Here is a 16,499-nt window from a genome sequence, read left to right as displayed (position 1 = left end):
GCGCACGGGCCGATACCATCCAAGGCATGGGACAGCAGATGAGCCAGGAAACAGCAGGCGCGGACACCGACGCGCGCTTTCGCACCGGAACCCCCGGCCTGGATGCCGTGCTGCTGGGCGGGCTGACGCCATCGCGGCTTTATCTTGTCGAGGGCACGCCCGGATCGGGCAAGACCACGCTGGCGCTGAAATTCCTGATGGAGGGGCGCCAGGCGGGTGACCGCGGCCTCTACATCACCCTGTCCGAGACCGAGACCGAACTTCGGGCCGTCGCGCGGTCGCATGACCTGACGTTGGACGGCATCGACGTCTTCGAGATGATCGCCGAAGACGAGTTCGGCATCGACCACGAACAGTCGCTTCTGCATCCCAGCGAGGTGGAGCTGGGAGAGACGGTGCGCGGCATCTTCGATCTGGTGGACCGGACCGACCCGGTGCGCGTGGTGCTGGACAGCCTGTCGGAACTGCGCCTGCTGGCGCAGAACCCGCTGCGCTATCGCCGCCAGATCCTGGCGTTGAAGCATTTCTTCGCGCGCCGGAACTGCACCGTGCTGATGCTGGACGACCGCACGGCCGAACCCGGCGACCTGCAGCTGCACTCGATCGCGCATGGCGTCATCTCGCTGGAGCAGCTGGCCAACGATTTCGGCTCGGAGCGCCGCAGGCTGCGGGTCGTCAAGATGCGCGGCCTGAAATATCACGGCGGCTATCACGACTTTACCATCGAACGCGGCGGCATCCGCGTCTATCCGCGCCTGATCGCGGCCGATCACCACCGCCGCTTTTCGGCCGAACCGGTGACCACGGGGCTTGCCGGTCTGGATGCGCTGCTGGGCGACGGCCTGTTTCCCGGAACCAACACGCTGCTGGCGGGGCCTGCCGGGGTGGGCAAGACGACGACCGCCGTGCGCTGCATGATCTCGGCCCTGCAGCGTGGCCAGAAGGCGGCCTATTTTCTGTTCGACGAACGGCTGGCCACGCTGATGACCCGATCCAGGGTGCTGAACATGGACCTGCAGCCGTTCATCGACGCCGGCCTGCTGACGATCCGCCAGATCGACCCGGCCGAACTGTCCCCCGGAGAGTTCGCCAGCGCCGTCCGCAGCGCGGTCGAGAAGGACGATGTCGGACTGGTCGTGATCGACAGCCTGAACGCCTATCTGCACGCGATGCCAAGCGACAATTTCCTGGTGCTGCAGATGCACGAACTGCTCAGCTACCTGGCCCAGCAGGGCGTGGTCTCGCTGATGATCCTGGGTCAGCACGGGGTGACGGGCGACCTGCGGTCGGACCTGGACATCAGCTATCTGGCCGACACGATGATGATGCTGCGCTTTTTCGAGGCCGACGGAGAGGTGCGGAAGTCGATCGCGGTCATCAAGACGCGCACGTCGGACCACGAACGCACGATCCGCGAATTGCGGATCGACGGGGGCGGCATCGTCATCGGCGCACCGATCCGGGGCTTTTCGGGCATCCTGTCCGGGACCCCGGTGCTGGTGGGCACCGAGAACGACCTGATGGCGACCGATCCGCAGAGGGACCGGGCACGGTGACCGACCGGTCGGCCGCGCGCGACGACCTGGCCCTGGCGGTGGCGATCCTGGCGCCGCGGGGCCGCGACGCCGCCGTGGCCGCGGCGCTGCTGGACAAGGTCGGCATCGCGTCGGTCCAGGCGCGGGACCTGCCCGCGCTGGCGGGGCTGGTCGGTGTGACCATCGGCGTGGCCCTGGTCACCGAGGAGGCGCTGGTCGCCGCGGATGAGGGGCTGCTGCAGCAGGCCCTGGCCGATCAGCCGTCCTGGTCGGACGTTCCTTTCATCGTTCTGGCGAACGGGACGTCGCGGCATCGATCGGACCGGGCCAAGGCCCGCATCGACGCGCTGCAGAACGGGGTGGTGCTGTCGCGACCGCTGCACGCGGAGGAGCTGGTGCGCGCGGTCCGCTCTGCCCTCAAGGCCCGCGCGCGGCAGTACGAGGCGCGCGACCGCATGCACGAGCTGCAGACCCGCGAGGCGCAGCTGCACGACAGCGAGGCCAAGTTCCACGCCATCGCCGATTCCGTCGACCAGATGATCTGGTCGACCCGCCCGGACGGCTTTCACGACTATTACAACCACCGTTGGTACGAATTCACCGGCGTGCCCGAAGGCTCGACCGACGGCGAGGCCTGGGCCGGGATGTTCCATCCCGACGATCAGGACCGCACATGGGCGCGCTGGCGTCAAAGCCTGGAGACCGGCCAGCCCTACGAGATCGAGTATCGCCTGCGGCACCGGTCCGGCGAATACCGGTGGGTCTTGGGTCGCGCCAAGCCGGTCCGCGATGCGACGGGGCGGATCACCCGCTGGTACGGCAGCTGCACGGACATCAACCGCATCAAGGTGGTCGAGGAACAGCTTCAGCTGATGCTGGGAGAGATGAACCACCGGGTCAAGAACTCGATGGCGATGGTGCATTCCATCGTCTCGCAGACCCTGCGCCAGGCCGAGACGCTGGACCAGGCCCGCATGTCCATCCAGTCGCGCATCGGCATCATGGCGCGGGCCCATGACCGCCTGGTCAAGGCGACCTGGACAGAAACCGCCATCACCGAGGTGGTCGAGGCGGCCCTGGGCCCCCACCGCATGAGCGCGGACCGCTTCCGGGTCGCGGGGCCGAACCTGGCCTTGGGGTCCAAGCAGGCGCTGGCCCTGACCATGGCGCTACACGAACTGGCCACCAACGCGATGAAATACGGCGCCCTGTCCGTCGAGACGGGCCATGTCCAGGTCCGGTGGGACCGCGACGACCATGCGGAGCCTATCGGCTTTCGCCTGTCCTGGCAGGAACATGGCGGGCCGACCGTCACCCCGCCCCGCCGTCAGGGCTTTGGCAGCCGGATGATCGAACAGGCCCTTGCGGGATACTTCGACGGGATCGCGGAACTGGATTATGACCCCGGCGGTTTGCGTTTCGAACTGACATCACCGCTGACCGGCCTGACGCAGCAGGACTGAGCGTCCGCCACCCCATCCCCGGAAGAACCATCATGTCCCAGCCCCGCAACGCCGTCCTTGTCGTCGAGGACGAAATCCTGATCCGGATGGAAGCCGTCGACATGATGCACGACGCGGGCTTTCGGACCTACGAGGCCAAGTCTGCCGACGCCGCGCTGGCCACGCTGAACGGCACCTCCGACATCGCCATCCTGTTCACCGATGTCGAGATGCCCGGATCGATGAACGGCCTGAAGCTGGCCGCCCATGTCAGCGCCACTTGGCCCGACATCCGCATCATCGTCGCGTCGGGGATCCTGGGCGTCAGGGACGCCGACCTGCCGCCCGGTGCGCGGTTCTTTCCAAAGCCTTATCCCACGGACCAGATCATCGACGCCCTGCACCAGATGTCCGGCGATCCGGCCTGACGCCCTGCGTGTTAGCGGGACGGAGCGTTCGACAGCGCTGCCGCGCGGGCCGCGATGATCTGATCGCGCGTCTCGCGGACATGGACGATCTGCTGGGACCCCTGCCGATGCAGGCCAAGGATGGTCGCCCCCTCGGGTCCGTTCTCGATGGTGAACCGGGTGTCGGCCTCGAAACTGAGAACGACCGGGTGGTGCCCCGGCATTCCCGTCAGCGTCATACGGGGCATAACTTGCCACCTCCTGCGCGATGCTTTGATCCGTAGAGTTGGATACCGAATGCCACCTGCCATCAAGTGATTTCGAAGGCAAAGCGTACCCAGGTCAGACACCGTCCAGGCGCCGACGCCGCCTGCCCTGCATCGCAGACGGCCCTGCCTCGATTGATCGCGACCCCGCCGGCCTATGCGGTCGAGCGGCGATCCTGACGCGGCCCGGCCGGGGTCCGCGCCCTGTCGTCGCGTGCGTCGCGGTGGCCGGCGACCTTGGCGCTGCGCGTCGCACCGTCCAGCGCGCGGACCATGGCGACCTGCATGTCCAGCTTGTCGCGCAGGTCGCGATAGACCGCATTGTGGGAATAAGCCGTCAGCGCCGTGTCGATGATCTCCCAGTCCTTGTCGGACATGGACAGCCGAAACGTCGTTTCCGTCGGAACACCTTGCATACTCGATACCTCGAACAACTACACGATGTGTGTACCCCCGTTTGTCCATTTTGCGCACTTGGCTATTTGTACAGCCATCTGCCCGGACTGCGATCGCGGCGCCCGCGCCTACGACAATCTGCCGACCGGGTGAGTTTGGTCTGGCCAAATGACCGAACCGTATGGTTCAATACACGCTTTGCGTGCATTTCTGACGAAGAGGAGCATGTCATGACGATCATCGACCCCCAGATCTGCGCCATCCTGCAAAAGATGGTCCAGACCTGCGAGGATGCGCAGACCCGGTCCCGTGCCCGAAAGATCGCCTGTGACAGCGACCTGAGGGTTGCCCCTGATCCAAGGGCCGGAACCTGCCGCAGCGGCTAGATGGGCCAAGCCGCCCCGGCACGGGGCGCAAGGCTGCAAGCCACCGGCAGGTCGGGACAAGGAACCCGCCTCGACCTGCCTTATCGGACCACGGTCACATGTTGGGATAGTTCGGCCCGTCTCCGCCCTGCGGGGTCGTCCAGACGATGTTCTGGCTGGGATCCTTGATGTCGCAGGTCTTGCAGTGGACGCAGTTCTGGAAATTGATGACGAAGCGCGGGCCCGAAGCATCCTCGACCACCTCATAGACGCCTGCGGGGCAATAGCGCTGCGCGGGTTCGGCATATTCCGGAAGGTTCACCGCGATCGGTACTGACGGGTCGCGCAGCTTCAGGTGGCAGGGCTGGCTTTCCTCGTGGTTGGTAAAGGAAAACGCCACGTTGGTCAGCCGGTCGAAGGACAGCTTGCCGTCCGGGCGCGGATAGTCGATCGGCTTGTGATCGCGCGCCTTGCCGGTGGCGGCGGCGTCCGACTTGCCGTGGCTCCAGGTGCCCAGGGGGTTCCAGCCGGTCAGATTGGCGGTCCACATGTCCACCGCACCCAGCATCAGGCTGGCCGACAGGCCAAGGCGCGACCAGATCGGCTTGACGTTGCGCACGCGCTTCAGGTCGGCACCGATGGCACCGCCGCGCACCGCGCCGTCGTAATCGGTCAGCCGGTCGCCCTCGCGCCCCGCCTTGATCGCGGCGGCGGCGGCATCGGCGGCCTCGATCCCCGAGATCATCGCGTTGTGGTTGCCCTTGATGCGCGGCACGTTGACCATGCCCGCCGAACAGCCCAGCAGCACGCCGCCGTCGAAGGACAGCTGCGGCAGCGACTGCCAGCCGCCCTCGGTGATGGCACGGGCGCCATAGCTGATGCGCTTGGCCCCCTCCAAGAGGTCCGCGACCATCGGATGGTGCTTGAAGCGCTGGAACTCCATGTAGGGATACAGGTACGGATTGGCATAGTTCAGGTGGACCACGAAGCCGACCAGAACCTGGTTGTTCTCGAGGTGATAAATGAAGCTGCCGCCGCCGGCATTCTTGCCCAGGGGCCAGCCCATCGTGTGCACGACGCGACCCTTGTGGAACTTGTCAGGGGAGACCTCCCAGATCTCCTTCATGCCCAGGCCGAACTTCTGCGGATCGCCATGGGCCGACAGGTTCAGCCGCGCGTCGATCTGCTTGGCCAGGCTGCCGCGCACGCCTTCGGCGATGAAGACGTACTTGCCGTGCAGTTCCATCCCCGGCTCGTATCCGTCGCCGATGCTGCCATCGGGTTCGCGACCGAACTCTCCGGCGACGACACCCTTCACGCGATCCCCGTCCCAGACCACCTGGCTGGCGGCCATGCCGGGGAAGATCTCGACCCCCAGGGCCTCGGCCTGTTCGGCCAGCCAGCGGCAGACATTGCCCATGCTGACGATGTAGTTGCCGTGGTTCGACATCAGCGGCGGCATCGGCCAGTTCGGCACGCGGACCTGCCCCGCCTCGCCCAGGACATAGAAGTTGTCGTCGGTCACCTCGGTGGTGACCGGGGCGCCCTTGTCGCGCCAGTCGGGGATCAGCCGGTCCAGCCCGCAGGGGTCCAGAACGGCACCCGACAGGATGTGGGCGCCCACCTCCGAGCCCTTTTCCAGGACCACGACGGACAGTTCGGCGTCGATCTGCTTCAGCCGGATCGCGGCCGACAGGCCCGCCGGCCCCGCGCCCACGATCACGACGTCGTATTCCATCGATTCGCGAACGATCTCGGTCTGGTCTGTCATGTGCTGGGGCCCCCTCCGTGGCAATCTGGCTGCCAAACAGATAGCGACCCCGGCGGGCGGGGGCAATCGTGACGCGGCGGTTGGCCGCGTGCGATTGCGCGATTCGGGCCATGCAGGCTTGCATTGAGCGTCATTTTGGTGACCATGTCCCCGATCAGCTTCCGCGCCCCTGCCATTCCGCAATGGCAGGGGCGTTGGTTTGGCACCCGCAGGACAAACGCATCCCAACAAGGACCAGGGCAGCGATGGAAAAGATACCGATGACCCCCACCGGCGCGGCAGCGCTGGAACGCGAACTGGGGCAGCTGAAATCCAAGGAACGTCCCGCCATCATCCGCGCCATTGCCGAAGCGCGCGAACATGGCGACCTGTCGGAGAACGCCGAATACCACGCCGCCCGTGAAAAGCAGGGCTTCGTCGAGGGGCGCATCAAGGAGCTGGAGAGCCTGCTGTCGCGCGCCGAGGTCATCGACCCCGCGAAACTGTCGGGCAGCATCAAGTTCGGCGCCCGCGTCAAGCTGATCGACGAGGACACCGAGGAAGAGCGCAACTATCAGATCGTGGGCGAGGCCGAGGCCGACATCGAGCGCGGGCTGCTGAACATCCGCTCTCCGCTGGCGCGCGCGCTGATCGGCAAGGACGAGGGCGACAGCGTCGAGGTGACCACCCCCGGCGGCCAGCGCAGCTATGAAATCGTCGAGATCCGGTACGGATGACGCCATGTCCCTGATTGCACGCATCGCCAGCCTGGCCAACCGCGACCGCCTGACCACGGTCGGCTTTACCCTGACCGGCGTCTGGCTGTTCCTGGTCGCGCTGTTCTGGCTGCTTGGGCCCGCGGGCACCGATGGCGGCCCGTCGGGCGTGGCGCGCCTCGTCTCGATCATGGGGACGGTCCTGCCGCTGGCGCTGATCTGGCTGGGCGTGGCGCTGGCCCGCCAGCTGGCCATCCTGCGCGCCGAGGCCGAGGACCTGCGCGCCCGACTGACGCATCTGCGCGGCGAGGCAGCCCCGGTGGACGACCTGCCGCCGCCCGCCCCCCGCGCCGCAGCCGCCCCCGCCGCAGCCCCCGCCGAACCGCAGCCGGCCGCCGCGCCGCGCCCCGCCGCCCCGCTGCCCAAGCCCCGCCAGACCGCCGATCAGCGCCAGGCCGCCCTGCGGTTCGAGGCCCAGGGCGCCCCGGTGGACGCCACGACCCTGATCCGGGCGCTGAACTTTCCCGACGGCCCCGACGATGTCGACGCGATCGACGCCCTGCGTCACGCGCTGAAGGATCCCGCGCATTCCAAGGTGCTGCGCGCCGCGCAGGATGTCGTGACGCTGATGGCGGGCCAGGATGTCTACATGGACGACCTGCCGCCAGAGATGGCCCGCCCCGAGGTCTGGCGCCGCTATGCCGCCGGTGAACGCGGCAGCGCCGTCGCTGCCCTGGGCGGCATCCACCACCAGCCCGCGCTGGAGATCGCCGCCACCATGCTGCGCGAGGACGAGATCTTTCGCGACACCGCGCATCACTTCCTGCGCCATTTCGACGGGCTGACGGCCCGCCTGGTACCGGAACTGGACGACCTGCAGATCGCCGTGCTGGCCGACAGCCGGTCGTCGCGCGCCTTCATGCTGCTGGGCCGCGTGTCGGGCGTCTTCGGCTAGACGCTCAGGTGCAGCAGATGGACCTGCCCCCACCAGGGCAGGCCATACCGGCCCCGCCCCCGGTCCGAAAACCCCACCCTGTCGTAGAAGGCCAGCGCGCCCCGGTTGCGGGCGCGCACCTCGGCCCGCAGGCCGGGGCGGCCGTCGCGGGCGGCGACCAGCGCCCCCGCCTCGATCAACGCGCGCCCCGTGCCCTGCCGGGTGTCAGTGACGGCAAGCCCGTCGATGACCAGATCGCCCGTGGGCGGCGCCGCGCGGAACAGCCAGCCTGACAGCCCCGCGCCGCCCTGCGCGAACCCGCCGGCACCGTCGCGCAGACCCATCACCCCGCAGACCGCCCCGGATGCATCCACCGCCACCACGCCATGCCCGGCGCGGACCCGCGCAGGCCAGCGTCCGCGCCCGAAATGCGCGCGCCACAGCGCCGCCGCGGCGGGCAGCAGGCTGTCGGGGATCGGGTGCAGGATCTGCATCGGCTGGCCTTGTCTTGCCTTGCGTGTCGTGCAAGCAAGGTGCCGCGAAACGCAGGAAGACGAAAGCGCCATGTCCCCCGCTCCCGAACCCAGGCCCTCGGCCCGGCAAGCCGCCGCCGATCAGGCGGCAATCCGCGTATTGGCCCGGACGCCGGCCGCCGCGTTCCGCCACGGCATCGTCCAGTCGCTGCCCTTCCTGGTGGTGATCGTGCCCTTTGCGGTGCTGTTCGGCGTGGTCGCGACCGAGGCCGGGCTGAACCTGGCGCAGGTCATGGGGTTTTCGGTGCTGGTCCTGGCGGGCGCGTCGCAGTTCACGGCGGTGCAGCTGCTGACCGACAATGCGCCGGCGCTGATCGTGATCCTGTCCGGGCTGGCGGTGAACCTGCGCATGGCGATGTATTCGGCGTCCCTGCTGCCGTGGCTGCGGGACGCGACACCCGGCCACAAGGCCTGGGTCGCCTATGCGCTGATCGACCAAAGCTATGCGCTGTCGATCCAGCATTACGAACAGTATCCGCGCCTGACCATCGCGCAGCGGCTGGCCTATTTCGGCGGCACGGCGCTGGTTCTGTGCGTGCCGTGGATGATCGCCACCTGGGCGGGCGCCACCGTGGGCCAGGCCATCCCCGAGGGGATCGCGCTGGATTTCGCGATGCCCATCACCTTCCTGGCGATGATCGCGCCGATGCTGCGCACGCCTGCGCATCTGGCCGCCTGCTTTGTCGCGATCGTCGCGGCGCTGGCGCTGGCGGGGCTGCCGTCGGGGCTGGGCCTGCTGATCGCCGCGCCCCTGGGCATGGCCACCGGCGCCCTGGTCGAGATCCGCACCGAACGCAAGGAGGCGCGCGATGCAGGCGTCCGCGACTGAGATCTGGGTCATCATCGCGGTGCTGGGCGTCGGCACCTACCTGATCCGCTGGTCGTTCCTGGGCGCGCTGGGCGACCGCGACCTGCCGAACTGGATGCTGCGGATGCTGCGCTATACCCCGGTGGCGGTGCTGCCCGCGCTGGTCGCGCCGCTGGTCGTCTGGCCCGCCGCGACCGGCGGCAACGCCGATCCGGCCCGCATGGCCGCCGCCGCCGCGACCGTGGCGGTGGGCGTGCTGACCCGCAACGTGATGCTGGCCATCCTGGCCGGGGGCATCACGCTGGCGGGCCTGCTTTACCTTCTGTAACCGCCGATCGTCCCGTCCTTCTGGCGCAGCAGGACGTCGTGGTTGTTGGCCGGGTCGCCGTCATAGTGACGCTTGGACACCACGCCCGGCTGGCGCAGGAACCATTCACGCAGCTTCAGCGGAGAGAACCCCCGCGGCACCGTCTCGAACCCCGGCACGCCGGACAGGACGTTGCCCGATTCGATCGCGCAAAAGCCCTTGTTGGCAGAACCGTTGGCCTCGGCCCGGCGGATCGCCAGGTCGGCCACCTCGCGCGGAACCAGGATCGTGTCCTCGGCCACCCAATAGGTCTCGCGCGCGTGGTAATCGATGTAGAAGTTCTTGAAGTTGTCGGTGATGCCGTAAAGCACGTCGCGCCGTTCGGGAATGCGCGGATGGCTCCAGCTGCCGGCGGGATCATAGATCACGCGCTGGCTGCCGTTGAACATCAGCGCCGAATGGCCCCCCTCGCCGCGCGGGATGCCGATCACCGTGAACAGCGTGATCGAGGTCGGCGTGGCGGACACATAGCGCGCGTCGCGCACGGCTTCGTCACTGGCCCAGATGTTGTCGGCTCCGCAGGCGGTCAGCACGACCGGCAGCGTGGCCGCCAGGAAGACGCGTCGCTTCATGTCCCCGCCCGTCCGATCAGGCGTTCGTCAGGGCCATGAAGACCAGGACCGCCAGCGATCCGACGATGACCCAGGTGGATCCGCGGATGAAGCCCGCGAAGGTCTTCTTGTGGTCGGTCAGGTCCATCGTTCCCTGGGTCGCTTCGGGTTTGTTGTCGTAGTCGGCCATCACTGCCCCATCGGTTTGCGTTCATCCTGCGATAGCGGAAAGCGGCGCAGCTGTCACGCCCCCCACAGCACCGCACCCTGCGTTTCGCCCACAGGCCGGATGCGCCCGGCGCGGTGCAGGTGGTTCACATGGGCCACGGCCTCGACCATGGCTAGTCCGTACTCGGCCTCGCCGATGCGGCGGCGGAACAGGATGTCGAAACACCCGACCGCGGTACGCGGGCCGTCCGCCAGGGCCTGCGCCAGCCGGTCCAGCCCGGCGCGGTGGTTCTGGACCAGCTGTTCCAGCCGGAAGGGCAGCCCGGTGAAGGGCAGCTTGTGTCCCGGCAGCACCACGTGGTCGGCCCGCGCCAGCGCCGCCAGCCGGGCGCAGCTTTCCAGCCACTCGCCCACCGGGTCGGCCTCGGGCTCGGTCGGATAGACCCCCAGGTTCGGAGAGATCGACGGCAGCAGCTGGTCGCCACCGATGACCAGATCGCAGTCCTGCGACCACAGCGTCGCGTGGCAGGGCGCATGGCCATGCCCCATCGCCACCCGCCAGCGCCGGCCGCCGAAGGTCACCGTGTCGCCCTCGACCAGGCGGGTGAAGCCCAAAGGCAGCGGGTGGACCACGTCGGCAAAGTTGAAGGGCCGGTCGCTGGCGCGCCGGTCCAGCATCTCGGCCGCCATCCCGGCCCGCCGCCAAAACGCCAGCGCCTGCGGGCTGGCACGGTCCTGCACGTCCAGGACCAGCATCCGCGCCATCAGCCATGCGGTGCGGCTGATCCACAGGTCGGCGCCCCGTTCCATGAACCAGCCGGCCAGCCCGATATGGTCGGGATGGTGATGCGTGCCGATCACCCGCACGACCGGCCGCCCCTGCAGCGGTCCGTCCAGCAGCACCTGCCAGATCTCGCGCGTGCGCGCCGTGTCGAAGCCGGTATCGACCACCGTCCAGCCGTCGGGATCGTCGAAGGCATAGACGTTGACATGGTCCAGCTTCATCGGCAGCGGCAGGCGCATCCACAAGACGCCCGGGGCGACGGTGATGGCCTGCCCCTCGGCGGGCGGGCTGTCATGCGGCGTGCGGATCACGCCGCGAAGTCGCCCGCCAGCGCGGCATCGCTCAGCGCGGTCAGGTCGCCCTGGCCCGCCTGCGCCTCGGCCAGATCGCCGGTGAACCGCGGCAGGACGCGCGCCATGAAGACCCGCGCCAGCGCCAGATGCGCCGGTCCGCCCTTCAGCGCCGCGCGCAGGTGGTAATGCCCGCCCAGCACCCGCGCAAAGGCGGTCAGATAGGCGACCGCGCCCGCGAAACGGTCGGCCATGTCACGCTCCAGCAGGGCCTGGGTCGCCTCGCGCAGGGTCTCGGCGGCCTGCCACAGCTGGTGGGCCAGCTCGGGATGCGCGGACTGCGCGGCCTTGGCCCCGTCCAGCACCTCGTCCAGCAGGCGCATCGCGGCCTCTCCGCCGTCCGATAGCTTGCGTCCGACCAGATCCATCGCCTGGATGCCGTTCGTGCCCTCGTAGATCGAGGTGATGCGCACGTCGCGCAGATACTGCGCGGCGCCCGTCTCCTCGACATAGCCCATGCCGCCATGCACCTGCACGCCCATGTCGGCCACGCGGATGCCCACGTCGGTGCCATAGGCCTTGGCGATCGGCGTCAGGAAGGCCGCGCGGGCGGCCTGATCGGCATCCCCCGTGGCGCGATCCATGTCGATGGCGGTGGCGCAGGCTAGGCCGATGGCGCGGGCGGCAAAGACTTCGGCCTGCGCGGTGGCCAGCATGCGGCGCACATCGGGATGGCCGATGATCGGACCCATCTGGTTGCGGTCCACCGCATAGGCCACGGCCTTCTGCAGCGCGGCCTCGGCCACGCCCACGCCCTGCATGCCGACGCCAAGCCGGGCCACGTTCATCATCGTGAACATCGCCGCCATGCCCTTGTTCTCCTCGCCCACCAGCCAGCCGGTGGCGCCCTCATAGGACATCACGCAGGTCGGGCTGCCGTGGATGCCCAGCTTCTCCTCCAGGCTGACCACCTTGAGGCTGTTGGCGACGCCCGGGTCGCCCTGCTCGTCGGGGATCAGCTTGGGGACCATGAACAGGCTGATGCCGCGCGTCCCCTTGGGCGCGCCCGGCAGACGCGCCAGCACCAGGTGGCAGACGTTCGACGTGACGTCGCTGTCGCCCCAGGTGATGTAGATCTTCTGCCCGCTGATCCGATAGGTGCTGTCGCCCGCCGGTTCCGCCCGGGTGGTCAGGGCGCCCACGTCGCTGCCCGCGCCCGGTTCGGTCAGGTTCATCGTGCCCGACCATTCGCCGCTGATCAGCTTGGGCAGATAGCGCGCCTTCAGATCGTCGCTGGCGTGATGCTCCAGCGCCTCGATCTGGCCCTGGGTCAGCAGCGGGTTCAGCTGCAAGGACAGGCAGGCGCCCGACATCATCTCGGCCACGGCCATGTTCAGGGCCTGCGGCAGGCCCATGCCGCCGTACTCCGGATCGGCCGACACGCCGACCCAACCCCCCTCCGCAATCGCCCGGAACCCGTCGGCAAAGCCGGGCGAGGATCGCACCACGCCGTTCTCCAGCCGCGCGGGGGTCTGGTCGCTGCCCCGGTTCAGGGGCGCCAAAACGTTCTGGGCCAGCTTGCCGGCCTCGGACAGGATGGCGGTCGCGGTCTCGGCCGTGGCCTCGGCAAAGCGGTCGGTCCGGGCCAGGTCGGCGAAGGGGACGACATGGGTCAGGATGAAGTCGATCTGGGCTGTCGGGGCCTTGTAGGTCATCGGGTTCTCCTCCTGGCGCCTTGGCATCGGGCCGCGGCGCGTCTATCAACGGGCGCTGGCGGCATCTTGTGCCGCCGTCCTTTCAGGCTCAACCGAAACCCCGCGTCACGAATGCAGACCCTGCGACTGATCTCCGACTGTGCCGGCCTGGCCCAGGCCGCCCGCCTGCTGGCCCAAGGCCGCTGCGTGGCGATCCCGACCGAGACGGTCTACGGCCTGGCTGCCGACGCGCGCGACGGGGCGGCGGTGGCCGGCATCTACCAGGCCAAGGGGCGGCCCAGCTTCAACCCGCTGATCGTGCATGTGGCGGACCTGTCCGCGGCGCAGGCCATCGCCGACCTGCCGCCGCAGGCGCTGACCCTGGCGCGGGCCTTTTGGCCGGGCGCGCTGACGCTGGTGGTGCCGCTGCGCACCGATGCGGGCATCGCGGGGCTGGTCACGGCGGGGCTGGACACGATCGGCATCCGCGTTCCTGCCCATCCCGTGGCGCAGGCGCTGCTGCGCGCATCCGGCGCGCCGCTGGCCGCACCGTCGGCGAATGCCTCGGGGCGGATCAGCCCGACCACCGCGGATCATGTGCTGCACCCGGACGGGGGCCTCGACGGGCGCATCGCGGCGGTACTGGATGGCGGGGCCTGCCCCGTCGGCGTGGAATCGACGATCGTCGGCTGGCAGGACGGGCGCGCGACGCTGCTGCGTCCCGGCGGCATCCCTGCCGAGGCGATCGCCGCCGCCCTGGGCGAACCCCTGGCCGCGCATCAGGCCGATCCTTCGGCCCCGAACGCGCCCGGACAGCTGTCCAGCCATTACGCGCCGGAATCGTCCCTGCGCCTGAACGCCGACCCGGCACCCGGAGAGACGCATCTGGCCTTCGGCACGCCCGGCCCCTTCAGCCTGTCGGACACGGGCGACCTGACCCAGGCCGCCGCGCGCCTGTTCGACCTGCTGCGGCGCGCGGACGCCCTGGGCCGCCCGATCTCGGTCGCGCCCATCCCGGACCACGGGCTGGGCCTGGCGATCAACGACCGCCTGCGTCGCGCCGCCGCCCCACGACCCTGATTTCTCCGTTGCCGGAAATACCCCGGGGGGAGTCCGCAGGACGGGGGGCAGCGCCCCCCTTGCGCCCCCTGCCCCTCAAAGCCCCAGAGAGTTGTAGACGTTCGAGATCCGCCGGATCGCCACGACATAGGCCGCGGTGCGCATGTCCTCGACCTTGGGGTTGCTGATCCAGACCTCCTTCATCTTCTTGAAGCTCTCGCGCATCGTGTCGTCCAGGCCCGACCGCACCAGCTCCAGCTCGTCCGCGCCGGTCAGGAACGCCTCCTTGAAGCCCTTGGACAGGGTCCAGTTCAGGCCGGTATCGGCCGACAGCCGCTCCAGCTCCTCGACGATCATGCGGGCGCGGGCCTCCTCGTGCCGGCGCTCCAGCCGGCCCAGGCTGATCTGCGACAGGTTCTTGACCCATTCGAAATAGGACACGGTCACGCCGCCGGCGTTGGCATACATGTCGGGGATGATGACGATCCCCTTGCGACGCAGGATCGCGTCGGCATCGGCGGTCACGGGACCGTTCGCCGCCTCGATGATCAGCTTGCAGTTGATGCGCTCGGCGTTGTCGGCGTGGATCACGCTTTCCACCGCTGCCGGGATCAGGATGTCACACTCCTGCTCCAGCATGGCCAGACCGTTTTCGTGATAGTCGCCGCCGATGAAGCCCTTGACGCCACCGGTCGCGCGGATGTGGCCGCGCAGCGCGTCGATGTTGATGCCCTGCGGGTTGGTGATGGCGCCGTCGCGCTCGATCACGCCGGTGATCAGGCACTTGTCCTCGACCGACAGGAACTGGGCGGCGTGATAGCCCACGTTGCCCAGGCCCTGCACGATCACGCGCTTGCCCGCCAGCACGCCGGTCAGCCCGGCCTGCTTCATCACGTCGTCATGGCGGAAGAACTCGCGCAGCGCGTATTGCACGCCGCGGCCCGTCGCCTCGACGCGCCCGTCGATGCCGCCCGCGGTGCGCGGCTTGCCGGTGACGCAGGCCTTGGCGTTGATGTCATCGGGATGCAGCCGCTTGTAGGCGTCGGCCATCCACGCCATCTCGCGCTCTCCGGTGCCCATGTCAGGCGCGGGCACGTTCTGGGACGGAGAGATCAGGTTGCGGCGCGACAGCTCGTAGGTGAAGCGGCGGGTGATGCGCTCCAGCTCGTCCTCGTTCCAGGCGCGGGGGTCGATGCACAGACCGCCCTTGGACCCGCCGAAGGGCACCTCGACCAGCGCGCATTTGTAGGTCATCAGGGCGGCCAGCGCCTCGACCTCGTCCTGGTTCACGTCCAGCGAATAGCGGATGCCGCCCTTCACGGGCTCCATGTGTTCGGAATGGACCGACCGATAGCCGGTAAAGGTGTGGATCTGGCCGCGCAGCCGCACCCCGAACCGCACCGTATAGGTGGAATTGCAGACCCGGATCTTCTCCTCCAGCCCCGGCGCAAGGCTCATCAGGCCTGCGGCATGGGTGAACATGCGGTCCACTGAATCCCGGAACGAGGTCGTGTTGACGGACATTGCTGCTTCCTCCTGGTGACGGCGCAAGGTCGATATGGCCGCACGCTAGGCCAATCCGCCCGGTGCCGCCACAGCGGATCGTCGCCGACGGCGCCATGTTTGCGATAAAAACCAGCAGCTTTTGCACGACGCGCAGCCCTTGGCGGGGTTTTCCTTTTCACACCATTTATTATGCTGATAGGGAAACCGCCTCTCTATCCGCGGTGTTTGGATGGAAACCAAGGAAGAAGAATGAAGACCGATACCACCCATGCACCGGCCCCCGGCATCACGCGGGGCCGCAAGTTCGATCAGGTCCGTGACGGGGCTGCCGTCATCTTTCTGCGCGACGGTTATGCGGCCGCCAGCGTCGACGACATCGCCCGGTCCGCCCGGGTGTCCAAGGCGACGCTCTACAGCTATTTCCCCGACAAATCCCTGATGTTCCGCGAGGTGCTGCGCGCCACGATGGATAGCGCCTTCCGCCAGCAGCCCTTCGCGGCGGACCCTGCGTCCCAAGCCCGGACCGAGCTGCCGCGGGTATTGTCGGACCTGGCGACATGGGCGCTGTCGGAACCGCGGCTCAGCCTGCTGCGGGTGATGACCGCCGAATCGACGCGCTTTCCCGACGATGCGCGCGACTATGACGACGCCTTGGCCAACCGCGTCGCGGCCCCCCTGGCGCAGATCATCGACGGCTGGATCGCCGCGGGGCAGATCCGCGACCATGACAGCGGTCAATCCTCCCGCCAGCTGGTCGCGTTGATCACCGGGCAGGTCCAGCAGCCCGCCCTGCTGACCGGCACCACGCTGCCCGACGCGCAGGTCGCGCGGATCGCCCGCGACGCAGCGGCACTGTTCCTGTCGGCCTACGGCCTGCAGGCCGCCTGAGGGGGCGACGCGCCCAAGGGCTGTTGCATTCCTGCGATGA

The 16,499-nt window shown here is 68.5% G+C and carries 19 protein-coding genes; 10 read left to right on the top strand and 9 right to left on the bottom strand.

Annotated features, from left to right (window positions below):
• Nucleotides 1-38 precede the first annotated feature (38 nt).
• Genes EOJ32_RS03960 through EOJ32_RS03950 form a run of 3 tightly spaced genes read left to right on the top strand, consistent with a single transcriptional unit; the run spans nucleotide 39 to nucleotide 3,405 of the window.
• Nucleotides 39-1,556 (top strand): ATPase domain-containing protein, encoded by a 1,518-nt coding sequence (locus EOJ32_RS03960; protein WP_205963176.1) that lies wholly within the window; start codon nucleotides 39-41, stop codon nucleotides 1,554-1,556.
• Nucleotides 1,553-2,998 (top strand): sensor histidine kinase, encoded by a 1,446-nt coding sequence (locus EOJ32_RS03955; protein WP_127897769.1) that lies wholly within the window; start codon nucleotides 1,553-1,555, stop codon nucleotides 2,996-2,998. Before EOJ32_RS03960 ends, EOJ32_RS03955 begins: the two co-directional genes overlap by 4 nt.
• A 32-nt stretch (nucleotides 2,999-3,030) precedes the next feature.
• Nucleotides 3,031-3,405 carry a response regulator gene (locus EOJ32_RS03950; RefSeq protein WP_127897768.1) on the top strand — a complete coding sequence of 125 codons (375 nt, stop codon included), beginning with the start codon at nucleotides 3,031-3,033 and terminating at the stop codon, nucleotides 3,403-3,405.
• A gap of 11 nt (nucleotides 3,406-3,416) precedes the next feature.
• Here the strand turns inward: EOJ32_RS03950 and EOJ32_RS03945 are convergent, their stop codons facing one another.
• Both EOJ32_RS03945 and EOJ32_RS03940 read right to left on the bottom strand, forming a co-directional pair.
• Nucleotides 3,417-3,632 (bottom strand): hypothetical protein, encoded by a 216-nt coding sequence (locus EOJ32_RS03945; RefSeq protein WP_127897767.1) that lies wholly within the window; start codon nucleotides 3,630-3,632, stop codon nucleotides 3,417-3,419.
• 173 nt (nucleotides 3,633-3,805) lie between these two features.
• A complete protein-coding gene (locus tag EOJ32_RS03940) occupies nucleotides 3,806-4,027 on the bottom strand; it encodes a hypothetical protein (RefSeq protein WP_127897766.1) in 222 nt (73 codons plus the stop codon).
• Nucleotides 4,028-4,276: 249 nt separating this feature from the next.
• Between EOJ32_RS03940 and EOJ32_RS20035 the strand changes: the two genes are divergently transcribed.
• On the top strand, nucleotides 4,277-4,432 hold the full coding sequence (locus EOJ32_RS20035) for a hypothetical protein (RefSeq protein ID WP_164871392.1): 156 nt from the start codon (nucleotides 4,277-4,279) through the stop codon (nucleotides 4,430-4,432).
• A 94-nt stretch (nucleotides 4,433-4,526) separates the two neighbouring features.
• On the opposite strand, the gene EOJ32_RS03935 is transcribed toward EOJ32_RS20035, so the two are convergent.
• Nucleotides 4,527-6,182: an electron transfer flavoprotein-ubiquinone oxidoreductase gene (locus EOJ32_RS03935; RefSeq protein ID WP_046000776.1), complete on the bottom strand. Its 1,656-nt coding sequence runs from the start codon at nucleotides 6,180-6,182 to the stop codon at nucleotides 4,527-4,529.
• Nucleotides 6,183-6,427: 245 nt separating this feature from the next.
• Here EOJ32_RS03935 and greA point away from each other — a divergent pair, with 245 nt between their 5' ends.
• Both greA and EOJ32_RS03925 read left to right on the top strand, forming a co-directional pair.
• Complete coding sequence (gene greA, locus EOJ32_RS03930) at nucleotides 6,428-6,898, top strand: transcription elongation factor GreA (protein WP_046000775.1); 471 nt, start codon at nucleotides 6,428-6,430, stop codon at nucleotides 6,896-6,898.
• A gap of 4 nt (nucleotides 6,899-6,902) precedes the next feature.
• Nucleotides 6,903-7,832, top strand: a complete 930-nt coding sequence (locus EOJ32_RS03925; RefSeq protein WP_240542487.1) for a hypothetical protein — start codon at nucleotides 6,903-6,905, stop codon at nucleotides 7,830-7,832.
• On the opposite strand, the gene EOJ32_RS03920 is transcribed toward EOJ32_RS03925, so the two are convergent.
• Nucleotides 7,829-8,305: an N-acetyltransferase gene (locus tag EOJ32_RS03920; RefSeq protein ID WP_052714859.1), complete on the bottom strand. Its 477-nt coding sequence runs from the start codon at nucleotides 8,303-8,305 to the stop codon at nucleotides 7,829-7,831. The two genes, EOJ32_RS03925 and EOJ32_RS03920, sit on opposite strands and share 4 nt — an antisense overlap.
• Nucleotides 8,306-8,375: 70 nt before the next feature.
• Here EOJ32_RS03920 and EOJ32_RS03915 point away from each other — a divergent pair, with 70 nt between their 5' ends.
• Together EOJ32_RS03915 and EOJ32_RS03910 are read left to right on the top strand one after the other, a co-directional pair.
• A complete protein-coding gene (locus EOJ32_RS03915) occupies nucleotides 8,376-9,173 on the top strand; it encodes an AzlC family ABC transporter permease (RefSeq protein ID WP_084693827.1) in 798 nt (265 codons plus the stop codon).
• Nucleotides 9,154-9,480, top strand: coding sequence for an AzlD domain-containing protein (locus EOJ32_RS03910; RefSeq protein WP_045983097.1), 327 nt, complete (start codon nucleotides 9,154-9,156; stop codon nucleotides 9,478-9,480). The genes EOJ32_RS03915 and EOJ32_RS03910 overlap by 20 nt, the downstream gene beginning before the upstream one ends.
• Here EOJ32_RS03910 and EOJ32_RS03905 read toward each other — a convergent pair.
• From EOJ32_RS03905 to EOJ32_RS03890, 4 genes are read right to left on the bottom strand one after another with little or no spacing between them, the layout of a single operon-like run.
• Nucleotides 9,468-10,091, bottom strand: a complete 624-nt coding sequence (locus tag EOJ32_RS03905; RefSeq protein ID WP_127897763.1) for a hypothetical protein — start codon at nucleotides 10,089-10,091, stop codon at nucleotides 9,468-9,470. The genes EOJ32_RS03910 and EOJ32_RS03905 overlap by 13 nt on opposite strands.
• Before the next feature lie 16 nt (nucleotides 10,092-10,107).
• Nucleotides 10,108-10,260 (bottom strand): aa3-type cytochrome c oxidase subunit IV, encoded by a 153-nt coding sequence (locus EOJ32_RS03900; RefSeq protein ID WP_064503561.1) that lies wholly within the window; start codon nucleotides 10,258-10,260, stop codon nucleotides 10,108-10,110.
• A 53-nt stretch (nucleotides 10,261-10,313) separates the two neighbouring features.
• A complete protein-coding gene (locus EOJ32_RS03895) occupies nucleotides 10,314-11,333 on the bottom strand; it encodes an MBL fold metallo-hydrolase (protein ID WP_164871391.1) in 1,020 nt (339 codons plus the stop codon).
• Nucleotides 11,330-13,027, bottom strand: coding sequence for an acyl-CoA dehydrogenase (locus EOJ32_RS03890; RefSeq protein ID WP_127897762.1), 1,698 nt, complete (start codon nucleotides 13,025-13,027; stop codon nucleotides 11,330-11,332). The genes EOJ32_RS03895 and EOJ32_RS03890 overlap by 4 nt, the downstream gene beginning before the upstream one ends.
• Nucleotides 13,028-13,138: 111 nt before the next feature.
• Here EOJ32_RS03890 and EOJ32_RS03885 point away from each other — a divergent pair, with 111 nt between their 5' ends.
• A complete protein-coding gene (locus EOJ32_RS03885) occupies nucleotides 13,139-14,086 on the top strand; it encodes an L-threonylcarbamoyladenylate synthase (protein WP_127897761.1) in 948 nt (315 codons plus the stop codon).
• Between the two features lie 75 nt (nucleotides 14,087-14,161).
• Here EOJ32_RS03885 and EOJ32_RS03880 read toward each other — a convergent pair whose 3' ends face one another.
• Nucleotides 14,162-15,589, bottom strand: a complete 1,428-nt coding sequence (locus tag EOJ32_RS03880) for a Glu/Leu/Phe/Val dehydrogenase (protein ID WP_042252300.1) — start codon at nucleotides 15,587-15,589, stop codon at nucleotides 14,162-14,164.
• Nucleotides 15,590-15,820: 231 nt separating this feature from the next.
• Between EOJ32_RS03880 and EOJ32_RS03875 the strand changes: the two genes are divergently transcribed.
• Nucleotides 15,821-16,459 (top strand): TetR/AcrR family transcriptional regulator, encoded by a 639-nt coding sequence (locus EOJ32_RS03875; protein WP_052714858.1) that lies wholly within the window; start codon nucleotides 15,821-15,823, stop codon nucleotides 16,457-16,459.
• The last annotated feature ends 40 nt before the right edge of the window (nucleotides 16,460-16,499 follow it).

Source organism: Paracoccus sp. Arc7-R13 (assembly GCF_004010775.1).
GTDB lineage: Bacteria > Pseudomonadota > Alphaproteobacteria > Rhodobacterales > Rhodobacteraceae > Paracoccus > Paracoccus marcusii.
Note: the sequence above shows the minus strand (reverse complement) of the source record. Positions and strands in the feature narration are given on the sequence as shown.